Annotated in this window: 17 protein-coding genes and 1 riboswitch; of the genes, 2 read left to right on the forward strand and 15 right to left on the reverse strand. The window is 53.6% G+C overall.

Annotated elements, in window-relative coordinates:
- Window positions 1–99 precede the first annotated feature (99 nt).
- Window positions 100–1,449: a group II intron reverse transcriptase/maturase gene (gene ltrA / locus aalo17_RS08980; protein ID WP_067558465.1), complete on the reverse strand. Its 1,350-nt coding sequence runs from the start codon at window positions 1,447–1,449 to the stop codon at window positions 100–102.
- Window positions 1,450–2,386: 937 nt separating this feature from the next.
- Here ltrA (aalo17_RS08980) and aalo17_RS08985 point away from each other — a divergent pair.
- A complete protein-coding gene (locus aalo17_RS08985) occupies window positions 2,387–3,505 on the forward strand; it encodes a hypothetical protein (RefSeq protein WP_067558468.1) in 1,119 nt (372 codons plus the stop codon).
- Between the two features lie 162 nt (window positions 3,506–3,667).
- Here aalo17_RS08985 and aalo17_RS08990 read toward each other — a convergent pair whose 3' ends face one another.
- From aalo17_RS08990 to gpmI, 3 genes are all read right to left on the reverse strand, one after another.
- Window positions 3,668–4,441 (reverse strand): HAD family hydrolase, encoded by a 774-nt coding sequence (locus tag aalo17_RS08990; RefSeq protein WP_082743342.1) that lies wholly within the window; start codon window positions 4,439–4,441, stop codon window positions 3,668–3,670.
- A 164-nt stretch (window positions 4,442–4,605) separates the two neighbouring features.
- Window positions 4,606–6,174 (reverse strand): Na/Pi cotransporter family protein, encoded by a 1,569-nt coding sequence (locus tag aalo17_RS08995; protein ID WP_203225818.1) that lies wholly within the window; start codon window positions 6,172–6,174, stop codon window positions 4,606–4,608.
- 288 nt (window positions 6,175–6,462) lie between these two features.
- A complete protein-coding gene (gene gpmI, locus aalo17_RS09000; RefSeq protein ID WP_067558475.1) occupies window positions 6,463–8,049 on the reverse strand; it encodes a 2,3-bisphosphoglycerate-independent phosphoglycerate mutase in 1,587 nt (528 codons plus the stop codon).
- 113 nt (window positions 8,050–8,162) lie between these two features.
- Here gpmI and aalo17_RS09005 point away from each other — a divergent pair, with 113 nt between their 5' ends.
- Entirely contained in the window at window positions 8,163–8,435 is a 273-nt protein-coding gene (locus tag aalo17_RS09005; protein ID WP_067558477.1) for a type II toxin-antitoxin system HicB family antitoxin, read from the forward strand.
- A gap of 260 nt (window positions 8,436–8,695) precedes the next feature.
- Here the strand turns inward: aalo17_RS09005 and aalo17_RS09010 are convergent, their stop codons facing one another.
- The 11 genes from aalo17_RS09010 to aalo17_RS09060 form a co-directional block, all read right to left on the reverse strand.
- Complete coding sequence (locus tag aalo17_RS09010; protein ID WP_067558480.1) at window positions 8,696–9,436, reverse strand: amino acid ABC transporter ATP-binding protein; 741 nt, start codon at window positions 9,434–9,436, stop codon at window positions 8,696–8,698.
- 9 nt (window positions 9,437–9,445) lie between these two features.
- Window positions 9,446–10,165: an amino acid ABC transporter permease gene (locus tag aalo17_RS09015; protein WP_067558484.1), complete on the reverse strand. Its 720-nt coding sequence runs from the start codon at window positions 10,163–10,165 to the stop codon at window positions 9,446–9,448.
- Between the two features lie 3 nt (window positions 10,166–10,168).
- Window positions 10,169–11,005, reverse strand: coding sequence for a transporter substrate-binding domain-containing protein (locus aalo17_RS09020; RefSeq protein WP_067558487.1), 837 nt, complete (start codon window positions 11,003–11,005; stop codon window positions 10,169–10,171).
- 68 nt (window positions 11,006–11,073) lie between these two features.
- Window positions 11,074–11,240: riboswitch (Lysine riboswitch) on the reverse strand.
- A gap of 90 nt (window positions 11,241–11,330) precedes the next feature.
- Window positions 11,331–11,999, reverse strand: coding sequence for an acyltransferase (locus tag aalo17_RS09025; RefSeq protein WP_434089109.1), 669 nt, complete (start codon window positions 11,997–11,999; stop codon window positions 11,331–11,333).
- Window positions 11,996–12,379 carry a DUF2752 domain-containing protein gene (locus aalo17_RS09030; protein WP_067558490.1) on the reverse strand — a complete coding sequence of 128 codons (384 nt, stop codon included), beginning with the start codon at window positions 12,377–12,379 and terminating at the stop codon, window positions 11,996–11,998. The genes aalo17_RS09025 and aalo17_RS09030 overlap by 4 nt, the downstream gene beginning before the upstream one ends.
- On the reverse strand, window positions 12,372–13,124 hold the full coding sequence (locus aalo17_RS09035) for a DUF4234 domain-containing protein (RefSeq protein WP_158507772.1): 753 nt from the start codon (window positions 13,122–13,124) through the stop codon (window positions 12,372–12,374). Before aalo17_RS09035 ends, aalo17_RS09030 begins: the two co-directional genes overlap by 8 nt.
- A 50-nt stretch (window positions 13,125–13,174) precedes the next feature.
- Window positions 13,175–14,014 carry a hypothetical protein gene (locus tag aalo17_RS09040; protein WP_067558496.1) on the reverse strand — a complete coding sequence of 280 codons (840 nt, stop codon included), beginning with the start codon at window positions 14,012–14,014 and terminating at the stop codon, window positions 13,175–13,177.
- 135 nt (window positions 14,015–14,149) lie between these two features.
- Window positions 14,150–16,162: an LTA synthase family protein gene (locus aalo17_RS09045; protein ID WP_067558498.1), complete on the reverse strand. Its 2,013-nt coding sequence runs from the start codon at window positions 16,160–16,162 to the stop codon at window positions 14,150–14,152.
- A gap of 182 nt (window positions 16,163–16,344) precedes the next feature.
- On the reverse strand, window positions 16,345–17,694 hold the full coding sequence (ltrA, locus tag aalo17_RS09050) for a group II intron reverse transcriptase/maturase (protein ID WP_067558501.1): 1,350 nt from the start codon (window positions 17,692–17,694) through the stop codon (window positions 16,345–16,347).
- Window positions 17,695–18,250: 556 nt separating this feature from the next.
- On the reverse strand, window positions 18,251–18,940 hold the full coding sequence (locus tag aalo17_RS09055) for a LytR/AlgR family response regulator transcription factor (protein ID WP_067558504.1): 690 nt from the start codon (window positions 18,938–18,940) through the stop codon (window positions 18,251–18,253).
- Window positions 18,941–19,149: 209 nt separating this feature from the next.
- Complete coding sequence (locus aalo17_RS09060; RefSeq protein WP_067558506.1) at window positions 19,150–19,947, reverse strand: hypothetical protein; 798 nt, start codon at window positions 19,945–19,947, stop codon at window positions 19,150–19,152.
- Between the last annotated feature and the right edge of the window lie 100 nt (window positions 19,948–20,047).

Genomic DNA, 20,047 nt, shown 5'->3' on the forward strand with positions numbered 1-20,047 from the left:
TGATTCAAGTATCGCATTATTACTGGCGCTATTTATGTGTGATAAGCCATTAACTGAGCTTGGTAGTCTATCAAATCGAGTAGGTGTCATCTGACCCTCTCACACCACCCAGCATGCCGTTCGGCACTGGGCGGTTCGTACAAATGTTTTCATGAACCTTTCTGCCACCGTATCGAAGTATTCCTCCATGGATAGAAGGCCTTTCTTCTTCAGGTGTATATTTCTGATATACTTGTTCAGGAATGTAGTTGCGCACCTGACATATCCCTGCCGAGCACACGCATATGAGTGAGCCTTGTCTCTGGGACATCCCAGCCTGACAAGGCTCTCTTCTTTTTTCCTGATGCTTTTCCACTGCTTCCAGATGATGGCCCTGATTCTTCTCCGGAGCTTGCTGTCCAGTTTGCGCACCGTTTCTTTATACAGCCATGCACACCTGAAATAATTGCTCCATCCCCTGATGACCTGATTGATTTTTTCAATCCTCTCCTCAAGAGATACGCTCCAGTTCCGTTTTGTCAGCTTCATTATCTTCTGCTCGAACTCATGAATGGACTTCTCATGCGGTATCGCCTTCCATTCCCTTTTGTTCCTTTTGAAGCCAAACCCCAGATATTTCACTTCATCCGGTCTGGCCACTTTCGATTTTGAAGCATTCACTTCCAGCTTCAGCTTCTTTTCAAGATAGTTGCTGAATGACTTCATCACTCTGTTGGCGGCGGCTTCCGATTTCACATAGATGAGCATATCGTCTGCGTATCTCGTGAATCTCAGCCCTCTGCTTTCCAGTTCCTTGTCTGCCTGGTCCAGATAGATGTTGGCCAGTACCGGCGAAAGCGGCCCTCCCTGCGGGATGCCTCTTTCTGTCCTGACAAGCCTTCCGTCTATCATGACTCCCGCTCTGACGAACTTCCTTGTCAGCGACGTGACGTCCCTGTTATGGAACAGGTTGTCTATCAGGCGGATCAGTCTGTCCTGGTCTACCGTATCGAAGAATTTCCTCAGGTCGATGTCGACGATCCAGTCATACCCGTCGTTCATGAACTCGAGGCCTTTCAGTATCGCCTGTTCACATCTCCTGTTCTTCCTGAACCCGTATGAGCTGTTGCTCATCTCGAGGTCCTTCCTGTAATCCAGATAGCTTGCCAGACAGGCCTGCACGACTCTGTCTCTGGCTGCCGGGACATTCAGTCCCCGCATGCTCCCATCCGGTTTCGGGATATCGGTCCTTTTGGCTGGCAGTGGTTTATAGCTGCGGTCCAGTATCTGTTCCCGCAACTGTTCCCAGTACTCTCCGGGGCACACAGGGAGTTCTCTGGCTTTGACCCCATCTACTCCCGCCGCTCCGTTGTTTCGTCGTACCTGTCTGCACGCATTGGTCAGGTTCTCCATGGAGAAGATTTCCTGAGTGCTCAGGTCTTCCGGCTGTATCAGTCTGGTCTGGTTCATGGCTGCTCCTTTCTTTCACGTGTTCCTGCACTGCCCTTCCTTACTCATCTTCAGGGGCTCTCTGGGTTTGTCCTTTGTCGGTTTGTTGTGCAGGACGCATTCCTGATATTTGCAGTAAATTGTACGTTCGGCCCTTCACTCCATCCCCATTACAGGGACTTCTTCGCTACTATGGCCTCGGCTGACTTCCTGCCATTCGTTGTTACTGCGGGAAGGGGGTCATCATGGTTTGATGATTCCTCTCGCTGGCAGGACCTCCCCGGGTAAGCTCATACATCCTTCATTCCATATACCTGCCGCATTTACCCCAGACAGTCATCCGCAACTATTACGACTTTGCGCTGTTTCGCACGCTCGTCTCCGTCTGTGGCCTTATATGCGGTTCGTGTTCCTCAGGCCGGAACTTTGCCGCCGGGCTTCTTTCAGAACTCCTGTTACCAGTGAGCCCCTTGCCTTGAGCTAATGGTTAGCGGTTGCGATGATACGCTCCCATAGTGGACTTTCACCACCTGGATGTATGCCATGCCGGGCACACGAAAAAAAGACACCCAAATGGGTGTCTCCCCCGCGGTCGACGAATTTACAAGACGCTTAAGCATAATGCTCGATACCGCGGGTAGTCAGTGTATTGCTACCTGCATATTTATTTAATCATATGGATCTCTCCAAAACAACAAACATCCTTCTCCGGGTTACAATCTCCGTTTTCTGATTCTCAAGAGTCCTGCTGCCTGCATACTCATTAAACCATGCATTTTTTTAAAAATAACAGCCATTCTCCTGCACACTCCACCATCACCTCAAACATTGGTGGTGACGCCCGTACTCCACTCTCCATCATCCGCACAATCCTGCACAGTCCCCAATCCCCCAAACATTGGTGGTGACGTCCGTATTCACGGCCGGCACCACCAATGTTTGTGCTATCCTTTGTAGTATGGATGACAGAAAAATATACCGGAAAGCCCGCAACCACGTTGTGTGGCACCTCATCTTTTACTTCCTGCTGGTCTGCGTATTCGTCATCGGCACGGACCTGGTCCTGAACCTCGACTTCCTGAAGTTTGCGGAAACCGGTCAGCACCAGACTTTTATCCTGGTCTCTCTGATCGAAATCTTCCTCTGGCTGCTCCTGTTTCTGGGGCTATCCACCGGCCAGAAATGGGTGCGGTGGCTGTACTGGGTGATGTATCTCCTGGAAGTGGCTTCCTTCTGGATCCCGGTGCGGGCCATGATGAATGACTGGACTCACATCTTTGTGTACCTCACCTGGATGTTCTGCCTGTTCATCAAACTCGCGATCCTCATGCAGACCGGTCTGTACTTTCACCAGAACCGCTGGGCGAGGGTCTATTACGACCATGTGCTGGAGGTCTATGACGATGATCCGCTGGATGACGCGCGTGCTGTTCCGGCGCGGACCATTGCCAGAACACCGGCAGGGGCTTATGTTCAGCCTGCCAACCCAGCCGAAGCAGCACAGGTACGCCAGACAGCTGCGGTGCAGCATCAATCCATGGACGCCATTCCCGAGGAAAAGCCTCTGACCTGGCCCCAGGTTTCAGTGAGACTGGGCATCTGCATCTATGGCGAACTGGTGGTGTTCCCGATCTTCGTCCAGATGTTCCAGGGCTGGTTCTCGAGCCTGGATATGCGCAGTGTCTTTGCGACCCGCGATATGTTCCTGCTCTGCATCTTCACCGCCTTCATCTGGACCATTCCTGTGTTCTTCCTCTACTACTCTCAGAAAGGTACCCGCCGCGTGATCTATGGTGTGATCGCCGCAGAGGCCCTGTTCTCGGCCTGGTTTGCGACCCGGCTCATGGCCTACCATGACACCGGTCTCTATCCTGACCGGGTCTTCATCCTGTTCATACTCCTGGACATCATCCGCTATGGCCTCATCGGTGCAGTCATCTCGCCTGTACTCATGGGCAAAGCCAAACGCGATCCCCATCACCGGCAGGATATGGGACTGCGTCTGGACCAGGCCGACTTGCCTGATCTGGAGCCGGAGGATGACTATGACGAGGACGAAGACGAGTACGAGGAATGAGTCTCCCGCTTCATGTTCGGAATCAGAAAAAGCCATGAACCTGCATCAGCCCAGACGGGACTGTTTCGGTTCATGGCTTTTTGCTTCGCGGTTTTCCGTGACGCCATTCACGGAAGGGTGCTGTCCCCGAACTCAGCCGGCAGGCACCGGAATCAGTCGGAATCAGTTCCCGGCTTCGGTGTCGACACCAAAGGCTTTCATCAGCGCCGGGAAATCTCCATGCGGCCACTGGTCTGTACCCAGGTTCTTCCGGTCAATGAGATGTTCGGTCAGCAGAAACGTCTGCATGCCCAGGGAACGGGCAATCATGTCTTCACTCGTATCGTTGCCGATCATGATGCACTTCGCCGGATCCAGTTGATTTCGCTCCAGGATCTCTGTATAGTACGCCGGATTCGGCTTGCACCTTGTGGAGTTTTCATAGGTTGTGATATCCGCAAAGATCGCCGGATCCACGCCCGCCCACTGCAGGCGCTGTCTGACGGCGGTTTCCGGAAAAATCGGGTTGGTGGCCAGGATCAGGCGCCAGCCCTGTTTCTTCAGTTCCTCCAGAAACGCACCGGTTCCCTCGCGTATTGGGCAGGCCGGCTGTGCGGCATCAAATCCCGTCCGGTAGAAGGCATCGAAGTCTTCCTTATGAGTGGAAATCCCCGGGAACCGGCTCTCCATGAGCTCCCACAGCCGCGTTTCGTTCGTCACATCAAGGTCATTGCCGACCATAAGCCCCACGGACTCCCAGAGCGTTTTCTGCATCAGCGCCGGATCGTACCGGTCGGCAAAGGCCTGGGACAGGGCGTGCATGTAGAGCTTCACGAACAGCTCTTCGTCCATGGGCAGCAGCGTGCCATCCAGGTCAAAGAGCAGAGTATCGGCGCGGGAAACATCCAGTTCCGGCGCAGCCTGTGTTCCAGCCAGGTGCTTGTCAGTCATTGTCATGGTTCCATTATACGGACCGTCCCCGAAATTGCCCGCAAAAAACCGGCAGTCATCCCACTGCCGGTTTTCTCTGTATCTGTATGTGAGTCATGTCGTTCTGCCCGATGGATGAAGCGCGTCTTTCTGACAGACTGCCGCCATCGAACTTTACAGACTGCTGGATATTACTGGATTTCGTGATTTCTGGCCAGCATTTCGGCGTGGTCCGAAATCCGCTCATATCGCCGGATGCAATCCAGGCAGGCAACCGCATGGCTTGCCTTCATGGTACCGGCATCCATCTGGTCGAGAACCTGCTGGCGCAGTTCCTTCTCCAGGGCATCCACGGCCTCTTCCTGCTCCAGGGCTTCATCTACGCGTTCATGACGCGCCAGTTTCAGCGTCCGAGCAGCGCTGCGTGCGAGCTTTTTCAGGCCTTCCTGACAGCTCTCGCAGTCCCCGTCTGCCTTGCCGCGGATCGCCGCCACCTGCACGCTGAGTTCCATGATCCGGGAGATGTCCGTCAGGGACATCATATCGCGTTCACTCCGCTGATGTTCCCCCTGGCTCATCACCGAGGTGTTCAGCCCCTGCAGTGCTTCCGTGATATCCTGCCGCATCTCCTCGACAGATTTCTGGCGGTCTTCCAGTACCTTTTCAGGGGATTCTGCGGATTCCTTCACCGCCTCCTGGGCGATTTTGCTCATGGCATAAATCTGCGATTCAATGGCCTCCAGCGCAAGCGCAGGCGCTTCACCCATACGGGGATCCAGGCGCACAAATGCTCCCTTCTTTGTCTTCCCGGCCGCCGGAACAAGCTGTCCGGACAGTTTCACCAGCCAGCCCGCGAACGGGAACAGCATGATGGTGCACAGAACATTGAAGCTTGTGTGGAACACTGCCAGTTCCGTACCTGTCACATTGGATTGTGCAATGGCCGGGTTGAACAGGAAGAATACCCAGAGGCAGAGTCCGATCACCACCGAACCGATAACATTGAACAGCAGGTGGATCACCGCTGCCCGCCGGGCGTTCCGGTCTGTGCCGATACAGGAAAGCAGAGCCGTTGCGCAGGTGCCGATATTCTGTCCCAGGGCAATGAACGCCGCGGCTCCCCAGTTCACGACACCGGCCATCGCCAGTGTCTGGAGAATACCCATGGAAGCCGAGGAAGACTGAATGATGGCAGTAACCACGGCACCGGTCAGCAGTCCGTAAATCGGGTTGCTGCCCAGGAGGCGGAACGCATCGGCAAACACCGGTTCATCGGTATACGGCGCAATGGCCCCGGACATGGAATCCAGGCCCATGAACAGGATACCGAAGCCGATCAGAATGTGTGCCACGTGTTTCAGCTGTTCTTTTTTGGCCGTCAGCAGGCACACCGTCCCGGCGAAGAGGAACGCAGGTGCGATCATGGAGGGTTTCAGGAAGGCGCTCCATTCCCCCATGGATACGATCCACCCGGTCATTGTGGTACCGATGTTGGCACCCATGATCACGCCCACAGCCTGCTGGAGGGTCATGACGGAGGCGTTCACGAATCCCACCACCATGACTGTTGCGGCACTGGAGGACTGAATCAGTGCGGTGACCGCCGCACCGGTGAAGACAGCCGCCAGCCGGTTTCCTGTCAGGAACGCCATCAGTTTCCGGGCACGGCTTCCCGCTGCCTGCTGCAGACCTTCCGCCAGCAGGTGCATACCGTAAATAAACATGCCCAGGCCTCCGGCGAAGGCGAGTATGGATTTCATGATCTCCATGATAAATTTCCTTTCCTCAGACTCTCAAATCGGTCTGGTCTTTGACTTCAGTATAGAAAAGACCGGGACCGGTCATTGTAAGGTCTGTGTAAAGTCTTTCCGCCAGTGTGCGGTCAAGTCCGCCCGGATTTCCTGTAGGCGGTTTCAAAGGGATTCACATCGGGCATTCCCCGGCACAGCGATCCTTCTGGTGAGTCTGGCTGACAGCCATCGACAGCATCATGGTCTGACCTCTGCAAAAAGAGACCGGATCTCTCCAGTCTCTTCAATTACCGGTCTCTATTTCATCTCTTCGATGATCGACGGACGCCAGTTCTCGTTGGGTTTTACATCCAGCAGCTGGCATACTGTCGCAGCGATATCGGACAGACCCATGTCATCGTCGTGCTTCAGCTTCACATCCGCACCGTAGACAATGAACGGAACCTTGTTCAGGGTGTGGCTTGTCTTGGCTTTGTGGACTTTTTCGCCTTCCTTGGGCTTGTCGTACATTTCATCCGCATTGCCGTGGTCGGCAGTCACCAGCAGGATGCCGTTGACTTTTTCCACAGCCTTCAGGATCCGGCCCAGTGCCAGGTCCACGGCTTCCACGCCAATGATCGTGGCTTCCAGGTTTCCGGTGTGGCCGACCATGTCGCCGTTGGGGTAGTTCGTGCGCAGGAACTGGTACTTTCCGCTTTCGATGGCTTCGATCAGCTTGTCGGTGATTTCCGCAGACTTCATCCAGGGACGCTGCTCAAAGGGAATCACGTCACTGTCCACCTGCACATAGGTTTCCAGGTCTTCGCTGAATTTCTCGGAGCGGTTGCCGTTCCAGAAATAGGTTACGTGACCGAATTTCTGGGTCTCGGAAATGGCATACTCGTTGATGCCTTCCTTCACCAGCTGCTCGGTGAGGGTGTACTTGATTTTCGGGGGTTCCGTCAGGTAGCGCTTCGGGATGTTCAGGTCTGCATCATACTGCAGCATGCCTGCAAAGTTGACATCCGGCTTGTTTCCGCGGTCGAACTTGTCGAATTCTTCGTCTTCGTCGAATGCGCGGCAGATCTCCTGGGCGCGGTCGCCACGGAAGTTGAACAGGATGACAGAGTCACCGTCTTCGATCAGGCCCACAGGCTGTCCGTTTTCCGCAATGACAAACCCCGGCAGGTCCTGGTCCACAACACCGGTCTCGTTCCGGTAGGTTTCAATGGCTTCGGTTGCGTTCGCAAACTGACGTCCCTTGCCGTGAACGTGAATGTTCCAGCCTTCTTCCACCATGGGCCAGTTGGCTTCATAGCGGTCCATGGTGATCTGCATGCGTCCGCCGCCGGAAGCGATCCGGGCATCGAAGTCTGCATCGTTGAGGCCATTCATGAAGTTTTCGATTTCATCCACATAGGTCAGCGCACTGGTTTCCGGCACATCGCGTCCATCCAGCAGGATGTGTACGCGGACTTTCTTCACGCCTTCCGCCTTGGCTTCCTTGATCAGGGCTTCCAAGTGCTTGATGTGGGAGTGCACGTTTCCGTCCGACAGCAGGCCGATGAAATGCATCGCGTGACCGTCTTTGGCGCCTTCCACGAGTTCCTTCCAGGTTTTGGACTGGAACAGTTCACCGGATTCAATGTTCTCGTTGACGAGCTTGGCACCCTGAGAATAAATCTGGCCGCAGCCAATGGCGTTGTGGCCGACTTCGGAGTTGCCCATGTCTCCGTCAGTGGGGAGGCCGACAGCCAGGCCGTGTGCACGCAGCTCTGTGTGCGGGCAGGTTTCCCACAGCATGTCCAGTGTGGGTTTGTAGGCCATTTTCACGGCGTTGCCCAGTGTCTTGTCAGACAGACCGATACCGTCCATCACGACCAGAATGACAGGTCTTTTTTCCATTATTCAGTTTCCTCCTGTTGAATTTACCCTCACATTATACCGCAGTGTCGGGCTTCATGGAATGCACAGGGACCCCGCCGCACTATGATGAAAGAAACAAGGAGGCATGACATATGACCTATCAATACCCGGCAGCGGTGTTCGAAACCGAAGACGGATGGACCGCTGTGTTCCCGGATCTGGATGGCCTGACGGTATCCGCAGCCACCATGGAAGGGCTCATGGAAGCCTGCAGGGAAGATATGCAGGCGTTTCTCTTCGCACAGAAAGCACAGGGGGCACCGCTGCCCCAGGCTTCCGGTGATATCACGGCACAGGACGTAATCCGCCGGTATTCCCTGCCCTATGCCAGCGGGAACATGGAAGAAATCACCGTCGAGGCATAAATCCATTCCCGGCATCATTCTGATGTTGAAAACCGGCTGCAGCCATATCCCCGGGATCGGACTGCAGCCGGTTTTTGGCCGGAGTGTCAAACCACTCTGGCATCCACAGATGCAGCCGGCTGATATTTCACCACCCGCTTATCCTCGCAATCTCTCCTCCCTTCCCCACATTCCGCCATCCCCCTCACACAGCGTCTGAAACGGCAAAAGCGGAGCGATACGCTCCGCTTTTGCCGTTTCAGTGGCTGTGTGGCTGTCTGTTACCGGTTGGAATACCTGGACAGGAACTGCTGTGTACGCTCCTGCTTCGGGTTGCCGAAGATCTCCTCCGGCGTACCCTGCTCCGCGATCACGCCCTTGTCCATGAAAATCACCCGGTCACTGACCTCACGCGCAAACTGCATCTCGTGCGTCACAATGACCATTGTCAGACCCTGTGCTGCCAGGTCCTTCATGACATCCAGCACATCCCCGACCATTTCCGGGTCCAGCGCGCTGGTGGGCTCGTCAAACAGCAGTACCTCGGGATCCATCGCCAGAGCCCGGGCAATCGCCACGCGCTGTTTCTGACCCCCGGACAGTCTGGTGGAATCCGCGTTCGCAAATTCCGCCATGCCCACCTGCTTCAGGTGCTTCATGGCTTTCTCCTGCGCTGTTTTTTTATCCCGGCCCAGGACCTTCACCTGCCCGATCGTGCAGTTGTCCAGCACATTCATGTTGTTGAACAGATTGAAGCTCTGGAACACCATGGAGACCTTTGCCCGGTACTTGCTTACTTTGTTTCCCAGACTCCGGATGTCCTGTCCCTCGAACACGATTTCCCCGCCATCCGGGATTTCCAGCAGGTTGATGCACCGAAGCAGGGTGCTTTTGCCGGAACCGGAAGACCCGATCACCGTCACCACTTCGCCTTTGTCCACATTGAAATCCACGTCATTGAGCACCTGCAGATCGCCGAAATGCTTCTGCAGATGCTTGATGTCTATGATTTTTTCTGCCATATGACCTCCTTACGCGAATTCCTTGTAGGACTTCACACCGGAGAACCGCTTCTCGATCCAGTCCAGCAGCAGTGTGGCCAGTGTCGTCAGCGTCAGGTAGATCAGCGCCGTCACGAAATACACCTCGATATACCGCATTGTGCTCCCGGCAATGGATGTCGCCTGGAAATACAGTTCCGTCACGCCAATCGCATTCAGCATACAGGAATCCTTGATGTTGACAATCAGCTGGTTGCCAATGGACGGCAGCGTGTTTTTCAGCGCCTGGGGGAAGATCACGTGAATCATCGTCTGGAAGTTCGTCATGCCAATGGACTTCGCCGCCTCAATCTGACCGCGGTCCACCGACTGGATCCCCGAGCGGATGATCTCCGACATATAGGCGCCGGTGTTCACTGAAATGATGATCATGCCCGCCGTCAGCGGTGTCCAGTGCAGGAGTGAACGCAACAGGTAGTAGAAGAACACAGCCTGCACCATCATGGGTGTGCCGCGGAAAATCCAGATATAGAACCAGGAAATGGCCTGTCCGGCTTTCTTCAGCCCCCGCCTGAATGGAGTATCCAGCGGATCTTCGGGAATCCCCCGGATGGCACCGACCACCAGTCCGATCAGCAGACCGAAGACCGTGCCCACAATGGCCAGCAGCACCGTGATCTTGATGCCGTACCAGTACATCGGCCAGGAATCCGTCAGGGTCTTCCACGCATATGAGAAATCAAGACTCATCGATTATTCCCCGGCAGGTGCGTTTTCCACCGCGTTTTTCATGTATTCATTCCGGGTGTCTGTGGTGATCTTGTCCAGAGCCGCCTGGATGTCCTTGAACTCCTGGGTATCCCGGGTGTTGTTCTTCAGGCCAATGGAAACCGTCGTATCCACATCAAATCCCTTGCCGTCTTCGAACTTCACGATTGCCAGATCCGGGTTGGCGGCCACGATGCCTTCGGCCACCGGCATTTCCGCCGTGATGCCCACGGCATCGCCGTTCTGCAGCGCCACCACCAGTTCGGGATAGGTACCCTTCGGCGTCACGTGATCCACGCCTTCGATCTGGTCAATGACGGTGTCGTAGTTGGTGTTTTTCTGCCCAATGACCGGCTGGCCGGAGAACTGCTGGATGTCCGTGTAGGAAGCCTGGTCGGAATCCTTCTTCACGATCATGACCATGCCTTCGGATTCATAGTACGGTGTGGTGAAGTCGATGCCTTCCTCGCGCTCTTCATTGGCGGTCATGCCGGCAATGATCGCATCGATCTCACCGGATTCCAGAGCAGGCTGCAGGCCGTCCCAGGAAATCTTCTTGATGACCACATCCTTGCCCAGGTTGTCCGCAATGGCTTTGGACATCATGACGTCATAGCCGTCGCAATATCCGGCACCAGCCTGGTCCAGAGCCACGGAGGTCTCCGTTTCGGAGCTTGTCTGCCAGTTGAAGGGCGCATAGCCGCATTCCATGCCCACAGTGAACTTTTCCTTGCCGGAATCCGCTGTACCGGACTCTGCAGAGCTGCCGCAACCGGCCAGAAGCAGGGCTGTGACACCCGCTGCGATGAGTGCTTTTTTCATATTCAATCTCCTTTAGAAACCGGAGTAAAGAAAACGGTCATGCGAAATCTGCATGACCGCCATTGGTCTTATGTGATAACGCCTCTTCATACCTGAAGGAGTCTGGCAGGTCTTCCCTGACATCCCACGATTCACGCCCGCCGGCGCGCCCGTTCGGCGATGATTGCCTTTCCTTTCGTTCCCAGCCTGCCGGCTCCCGAAAGTACTCATCTGCACCGCTGCCTTTATCTTCATCCGATTTACTTAATGCCTTTATTGTAGATGCTCAGTGACAGAAGTCAACGAAATGGCCGCAAATTCCCAAAAAGGAACAATTGTAACCTTTTCAGTCTCTGTCTTTTTTCTTCAGGACCACATGATCCTTATCCTTGAAAACCGAATCCGCCGGAATCACCCCGCGCACACATGACACCGGATAGACATTGGAGTTCGGACCGATCACCGTGCCGGGATTCAGCACCGAGTTGCAGCCCACTTCCACATGGTCCCCCAGCATGGCGCCCATTTTCCGCAGCCCCGTCTCGATTTTTTCCTTGCCGGATTTCACCACCACATCCGTCTTGTCGGATTTCACATTTGATGTGATGGATCCCGCACCCATGTGAGACTTGTAGCCCAGGATCGAATCCCCGACGTAGTTGTAATGCGGGGTCTGTACATTGTCGAACAGGATCACATTCTTCAGCTCCACACTGTTGCCCACCACACAGTTGGCACCCACCAGGGCACTGCCGCGGATGAACGCGCAGTGACGGACCTCTGTGCCCGGGCCTATGATGCACGGGGCGCCCAGGAACGCCGTCGGGGCAATCACAGCGGTTTCATGCACCCATACCTGCGGGCTGACTTCCCGGTAGCCCTCGAGTTTGGGCCCCAGTGTCTGGATATAGGATTTGATTCCCGCCAGCGCCTGCCAGGGGTATTCGAATTCACGCAGGTATTCACCCGCCAGAGAGTGTTCCAGGGAAAACAGGTCTTTGGTTTTGTACATCATTGAAATCTCCAATTCATCAACAGCGAAGCCAGGCCGCCTTCCGGTTCCATGGGCGGATCCGGAAACACGGTGATCATCCGCCACACATAACAGATCAGCATCAGGACAGCCCAGGAAAGAAGAATGCCTTTTACAGCCCCGGGCTTCTTCCGGAAGGCCAGCGCCAGCAAGGCTGCACCCATGGTCGGCAGGAGCATGGGATGGTACCACAGACTGCGGCTGAGCTGCCCTCGAAGGAGCCAGTACAGGGCTGTGGTCATGTTGCATCCGGGGCACGGCAGGCCGGTCAGCGCCTGGAAGGGACAGAGCCAGCCGAAGAAAAACAGAAACAGGACTGCGGCGATGCACAGTCCTGCGGTTTGCGCCAGGCGCCTATTCACCGTAGCGGACGATGTCGTTGATGTCGCTCTGCAGGATCACACTGGAAATCAGCGGTGTGAAGAGTGCCAGGATCGTCAGAACTGTCGTATCGTTGGACGGCTTGTAGTTGGGATAATCCAGGGAGGCCAGGACACGGCCTTCTCTCCAGAAGAAGTAAATCGTGTACAGGCCGCAGGAAATGATGCTCATGAGCAGCGCCACCATGGGATCGCAGCCCCGGGGCTTGTCCTGCGCGGCAGCGAGATCGTTGATGTCCTTGGCCATGGCATAGATCCAGTACCACTGGTAGATGCTGCAGGTCACGAAGGACAGCAGGACACAGGTGAGCAGCCCCCGTTCCTTGACCGAACGCGGTACCAGCGTGCTGCTGTAATTGTTGTAGGTGTTGTACGTATTGTAGGTGTTGCCCCCGGTCTGATTCTGGCCGCCATACTGCGCCTGCTGATCATAGGCCGACTGTCTCTGCAGATAGACCGCCAGTTCGGTGTCTTCCAGGTGCTTCCAGTCGGGCATTCCGTTTTTCCAGACATAGGTGGAACGGTCAATGACATTCCCGGCGAGGAACCCCCGCATATCAGCCTCGGTATAGGGTCCCAGGCTCTGTCCGTCACTTACGTAATACCACGAGGAATCCGGTGTTTCCGCTGTGGTTTCTTCATACAGGGCCTCTTCGAGGGGGGACCCGCAGTCGGCGCACACAGTTGCACCGGCTTCATTTTCTTTTCCGCATACTTTGCATTTCATATCCATCAATTCCTTTTCCTGCCAGAGCAGGTATCAGACAGATTATAGTCTCACTCCGGCTTCTTTCGCAAATCGTGGTTGGCCGACATCTGTTCCCGTACCAGGTTCTGGATCGTTTCCCGAAGCCGGGATTCCGCCCGTTTTTCTTCACTCACCAGCCGGGAATAGCCGCCGGAGAGCTGCTCCAGCTGCCGGTACAGCTCTTCCCGTTTTTCATCCAGCACATCCCGCTGCCTGTCCAGCTCCAGCAGCTGGTTCTGGATCGAACGCTTCCTTGCATCCAGCCGTTCCTTTTCCGCGGTATTGCGGCTTACCTGGTATTCCAGTTTCGCCACTTCCAGCTCAGCCCCGGGTTTTCTTTCCTGCAAAGCATCCCGCCACCGCAGCCGTTTCACCAGCTCCGGCATGAGATCCGGGTCATACAGTCCCGCACAGGTAAACACCGCTTCTGTGTCTTTTTGCGGCTGTGCCAGCTGATAAATGAACTGTCGGATCTCAAGATCTGTGAGACCCTTTCCATCAGGCACTGCCATGATCACCGCCTTGGCCACCGTCACCGCAGCCGAGGGAATATTGTGGATGACTTCCCTGTCTCTGCCATCCACCGCCCGGTCGATCAGACCGTCTTCATACACCACAATACACTGCCCGGATGGACTTGCCAGCATGAACAGTTCATCCTGCTGCCGGTAAATCGCCGCTGCATTTTCGCATGCGGGTTCGATTGCAAATACATTCTGTTCCAGGCAGTCCTTCAGCAGGGAAGCGATGCTTTCCCGGTTCTCCGGTGTGCTTCCCGCCGAGACCAACTGTCCGTTTTGCCAGGGTTCAACCGCAGCCAGACCAGCTGCAGATCCTGTTGTATATTCAAACGCATGGGTTGCTGTCATGGTTTCACACTCCTGTAATCATGGTATTCAGTATAGCATGGTGTTTCTGAAAATTCTTTCACGAAGAGAGACGGAACGCAAAAAAGGCAGGAGCCGTGTGTGGTTCCTGCCGATGGTGGCGGAGATGGGGTGGGGTTATTGGGGCGTTTCTGTCTGACCGGCCGTTCCGGGATCCGCCGGAGGTGTGGTGGTTCCGGTTTCGCCAGTCTCGCCGCCAATGGAAGGAGGATTGGTTCCTCCTCCTTCACCACCCGGATCAGGGGTTGCGGTTCCTCCGGAATCTCCACCTGAAGGTGGATTGGTGCCTGTATTGCCTCCCTCTCCCCCTGACTCAGGCGGCGTTGTTCCACCGGATTCACCTCCAGTGTTATCACCCCCGGACGGCGGAGTTGTGGTCCCTGTATTGTCGCCGCCTGTGGAAGGTTCAGAGGGTACTTCCGGTGTTCCCGGATCAGGGTATGTGATTCCAGGATCGTATACCGGATCCTGTACAGGCGGGGTCCAGACATAGCCGGGGTCCGTGAAACTGTCACGGTTTTCCTGATATTCCTGGGCTGTGATGGTGACCGGTGTTTCCTGCTGTTCGTAATTCTCTTCTTCTTTTGAGTCTCCGTTCTCCTCATCCGGTTTGGAAATCTTCGATTCGTCCCCATTCAGGATGACAGAATCATAGAACTCTGAGCGCTGATTGAGCTGTTCATTGAATGCCTCAAAGCCAAGCTCTTCAATCAGGGTGGGAGTCCTGCTGTAAAGACTGGTCCCAAGACCCAGGCGGTCTCCCTCTATGGAAGCCCCGAGCGCTTCTATGATCGTTGGATATATATCCAGCGTGGCATATTGCCGGGTTGTGTTCAGTGTATACTCCGGACCGTTGATGACAGTAAAGAAGGTCTTCCGCTCGTAACCTTCCGGAATGTTTTCATTCACCATGCCATCCATGCTTTTGTGATCCCCGGCGATGATGATTGTGGTGTCTTTATAGAAATCCTGCTTCTGGATCCATTTTACAAATTCCGTGACCTTGTGATCCGAACAGCGAATGACATTTTCGTATTGATTCTCAAAGTCATCTGGACAGTCCGGACACAGGTATCCCCCTGTGAAATGTGTATCGACCGTAAGCATGGTGATATTGAAAGGCTCGTCTTTCTTTGCAATCTCGGTCAGTTCCTTTTCGGCATAGGCAAACAGCTTTTCATCTTCCATCCCCCACCAGACACGGTAGTCCTGGGGAATGATCTTGTCTTTCTTGGCTGTATTATAATCATAAATCGTGTAATCGCCGTGCTGCTCATAGTAGTTTTTGCGCCCTGCAAATTCTGCCTCAGATCCGCACATAAAGAAATTGCTGTATCCCTGTTCTTTCAGGATGTCCCCCAGTCCCACCACATAAGGCAGAAACTGGCTCTCATCTTCAAAATTCCGGTTGAAGTCTGAATTTCCAACATTCAAAGGAATTCCCATGGACTGTGCCGTGATTCCTGCAATGGTCCAGCCGGTATTTCCCGGTGTCAGACCACCGTTCAGCGTTTTGGGATCACTGGAAAAATCTGTATTCTCCTTGGCCAGTTTTGTCAGCTCTGGAATCAGACTCTTTTTGAATCCGCCACCGGCTGACGGATCTGCGAATGTGCTCTCCATGGATTCGCAGATGATATAGATCAGATTGCGCTTTTTTTCAGGGAATTCAATCTTTGTCGTTCTTGGATCCGCATAATAATTCTCATACAGGTCCGAAGACTTCGCCTGACTTTCATTGTATTTGTCTATCCCGAACATATTGTAAAGCTGATACCCGTAAATACCATTCAGAGCAGTCAGCGTGGCGACCAGGCCAAGAAATCCGGTCTTCAGCTGCTTCATGGTTTTGTTTCCCGCTTCGCCTGTTTTTTTCTGTTTCAGATACAGCCACAGCAAACCGGCATAAACCAGTATGCCCAGCAGCAGCCAGGGCCACTGTCGGACAAAAAAACCACCCACCGCTTCCGACCAGGTACTCTCCGATCCGGACATGGAGTTCTGCATGGTATACAGAACCTGCGCGAAGCTGCCCAGGGAAAGCTGGGATGTAAAGTAGTAGCTGGCATATAAGATGATATTCAACAGGATGTACAGTATCAGACTCACTGTCAAAACCGCGATCCACATACTCTCTTCCTCACTTTCAGTACCTGTTCATCATACTGACTGTATTTATTCATTTCAACATACGCTCTGGGTCGATGGACAAATTGTTCAATATCATCCCCGCTGACAGTATCCTGTCGGCAGTGGCTGTCCAAAAAGAATGTGACTGGGCGAGAAAATCGAGTAGGTGTCATCTGACCCTCTCACACCACCCAGCGTGCCGTTCGGCACTGGGCGGTTCGTACAAATGTTTTCATGAACCTTTCTGCCACCGTATCGAAGTATTCCTCCATGGATAGAAGGCCTTTCTTCTTCAGGTGTATATTTCTGATATACTTGTTCAGGAATGTAGTTGCGCACCTGACATATCCCTGCCGAGCACACGCATATGAGTGAGCCTTGTCTCTGGGACATCCCAGCCTGACAAGGCTCTCTTCTTTTTTCCTGATGCTTTTCCACTGCTTCCAGATGATGGCCCTGATTCTTCTCCGGAGCTTGCTGTCCAGTTTGCGCACCGTTTCTTTATACAGCCATGCACACCTGAAATAATTGTTCCATCCCCTGATGACCTGATTGATTTTTTCAATCCTCTCCTCAAGAGATACGCTCCAGTTCCGTTTTGTCAGCTTCATTATCTTCTGCTCGAACTCATGAATGGACTTCTCATGCGGTATCGCCTTCCATTCCCTTTTGTTCCTTTTGAAGCCAAACCCCAGATATTTCACTTCATCCGGTCTGGCCACTTTCGATTTTGAAGCATTCACTTCCAGCTTCAGCTTCTTTTCAAGATAGTTGCTGAATGACTTCATCACTCTGTTGGCGGCGGCTTCCGATTTCACATAGATGAGCATATCGTCTGCGTATCTCGTGAATCTCAGCCCTCTGCTTTCCAGTTCCTTGTCTGCCTGGTCCAGATAGATGTTGGCCAGTACCGGCGAAAGCGGCCCTCCCTGCGGGATGCCTCTTTCTGTCCTGACAAGCCTTCCGTCTATCATGACTCCCGCTCTGACGAACTTCCTTGTCAGCGACGTGACGTCCCTGTTATGGAACAGGTTGTCTATCAGGCGGATCAGTCTGTCCTGGTCTACCGTATCGAAGAATTTCCTCAGGTCGATGTCGACGATCCAGTCATACCCGTCGTTCATGAACTCGAGGCCTTTCAGTATCGCCTGTTCACATCTCCTGTTCTTCCTGAACCCGTATGAGCTGTTGCTCATCTCGAAGTCCTTCCTGTAATCCAGATAGCTTGCCAGACAAGCCTGCACGACTCTGTCTCTGGCTGCCGGGACATTCAGTCCCCGCATGCTCCCATCCGGTTTCGGGATATCGGTCCTTTTGGCTGGCAGTGGTTTATAGCTGCGGTCCAGTATCTGTTCCCGCAACTGTTCCCAGTACTCTCCGGGGCACACAGGGAGTTCTCTGGCTTTGACCCCATCTACTCCCGCCGCTCCGTTGTTTCGTCGTACCTGTCTGCACGCATTGGTCAGGTTCTCCATGGAGAAGATTTCCTGAGTGCTCAGGTCTTCCGGCTGTATCAGTCTGGTCTGGTTCATGGCTGCTCCTTTCTTTCACGTGTTCCTGCACTGCCCTTCCTTACTCATCTTCAGGGGCTCTCCGGGTTTGTCCTTTGTCGGTTTGTTGTGCAGGACGCATTCCTGATATTTGCAGTAAATTGTACGTTCGGCCCTTCACTCCATCCCCATTACAGGGACTTCTTCGCTACTATGGCCTCGGCTGACTTCCTGCCATTCGTTATTACTGCGGGAAGGGGGTCATCATGGTTTGATGATTCCTCTCGCTGGCAGGACCTCCCCGGGTAAGGTCATACATCTTTCATTCCATATACCTGCCGCATTTACCCCAGACAGTCATCCGCAACTATTACGACTTTGCGCTGTTTCGCACGCTCGTCTCCGTCTGTGGCCTTATATGCGGTTCGTGTTCCTCAGGCCGGAACTTTGCCGCCGGGCTTCTTTCAGAACTCCTGTTACCAGTGAGCCCCTTGCCTTGAGCTAATGGTTAGCGGTTGCGATGATACGCTCCCATAGTGGACTTTCACCACCTGGATGTATGCCATGCCGGGCACACGAAGAAAAGGCCTGCTTGATTTCAGGCCTTCAGATCCGGAAAAATCCTTTGTTTTGCCCTGGCTGCATAGGTCCGGCTGACTGGAATCAGCGAACCATCCTTGAGCTTGAGAAAATCCCGGTGCAGCTCACGGATGGCTTTTTCCTGCACCACATAGCTGTTGTGGATCCGAAGATAGGAATCATCCAGTTCCTGCAGAACTTCATCCATGGTGGAATACACCGAAACCAGCTCCCCGTCTTCCATGTGAAAAATGATTTTCCGGTAATCCCGCTCCACATACAGGATCCTGTTTTTGGGCAGCAGCTGTCGCCGGTTGCGACGCTTGACCCGGATGAAATGCTCGATTCGGTCCGCATATCGTCTGGAGAAAGTCTGAAGCATCGCAGGCAGCCGGTCCTCTGAATCATTCAGCCACAGAAAGCTGTCAAACTCCGACCCCAGGATGAAATCCACATCTTCCTGGTTTTCGGAGAAAAATACCAGCAGTGCTGCGGGGTTTTCCTTTTTCATTCGTTTTGCGACTTCCAGAGACGAGGCGCGGGACATGCGGGTGTGAATCAGAATCAGATCAGCATCCCGGATCTGCAAAGCGGCATCTTTGCCGGTCTGCAGCCGGATCTTTGTCTGATCCCCCAATATGGCCTTCACGCGTTCAGCCAGCTGATTTCGGATGGCCGGTTCGTCAGAAATGATGATCACTCTCTTCATAAAAACTCTCTCAAAAATTAATCTCTCTAAGAGCAATTATAACATCTGTTGGTACAACAGGTAGAAACAGTGAACCGTTCCTTGACACAAATGAGTACATATTATCTGCATTTCGGTACATCTGGCGGAAATTTACTCCTGTCACTCTGAAAGGACCGACTCATCGCTGTCTGCATCGGATCAGAAAAAACCGGATCGGTCAGATCCGGTCAATAGCCATAGTCTTCTCCCGTGGATGTGTCGTCATATCCGGTTCCATCCTCTGTATAGCCTTCATCCACGGTTCCGTCTGAATAAGTGCCATCGTCATAGGAGTCATCCACCACTGATGATCCTTCACCTGTTTCAGACCAGGTTTCGTCATAGCCGGTTGTATCATCTGTCACCGCCGGTTCCTCCTGGGCGGGGGCTGTCTGTCCCGGGGCCGGATTTTGCTGTGTATCTGACTGTTTTGAATCTGAATCAGCCTGATCCTTGTATTTCAGCTCTTCCTGATAGGTGCTGATGGTGTTTTCCGAATCCTTCGGCTTGTATTCGAGATACCCCACACCATCTTTGTACTTGATGGTGACCAGCCCGTTGAATTTGGAGACTGGAATGTCATGGAGAACAAAACTGGTATAGTTTGCCAGCTTGACTTCCACGTTCATGGAAGCATCCTCTGCTTTTGCGTACCATTTTGCCGTGGATTTGTTTTTGATTCTGGAATCCCCCAGCAGATTGTCTCCAAAGTCATCGCTGTCTGATCCGCGGACTTTAAAGGAAACAATGGCCTGGCCACACTGGTTGTCCAGATTGATCTCGGTACCTCCAGCCTTGTCACCAAACGTCACAATGGCAGAATCTTTGTTTTGTGTGGTCTCTACGGTTTTCCCCCCTTCGGCATTCCCCTTACCCGAGCAGCCTCTGAACAGCATGGAAAACAGGAATATTACAAGAAGCAGGGTCAGCAGCAACATTCCGGCCAGAATAGCCAGATTTCTATAATTCACTCTACGTTTTTTCATCTTCAGATATCCCCTGTTGAATTCAGTGTAACACAGGCAGGTGTCCAGACAACAATACTGTATGTATCTGGTCCGAACCTGTTGAAACTCTTAGGTTTGT

It is taken from the genome of Faecalibaculum rodentium (assembly GCF_001564455.1).
Taxonomy (GTDB): domain Bacteria; phylum Bacillota_I; class Bacilli_A; order Erysipelotrichales; family Erysipelotrichaceae; genus Faecalibaculum; species Faecalibaculum rodentium.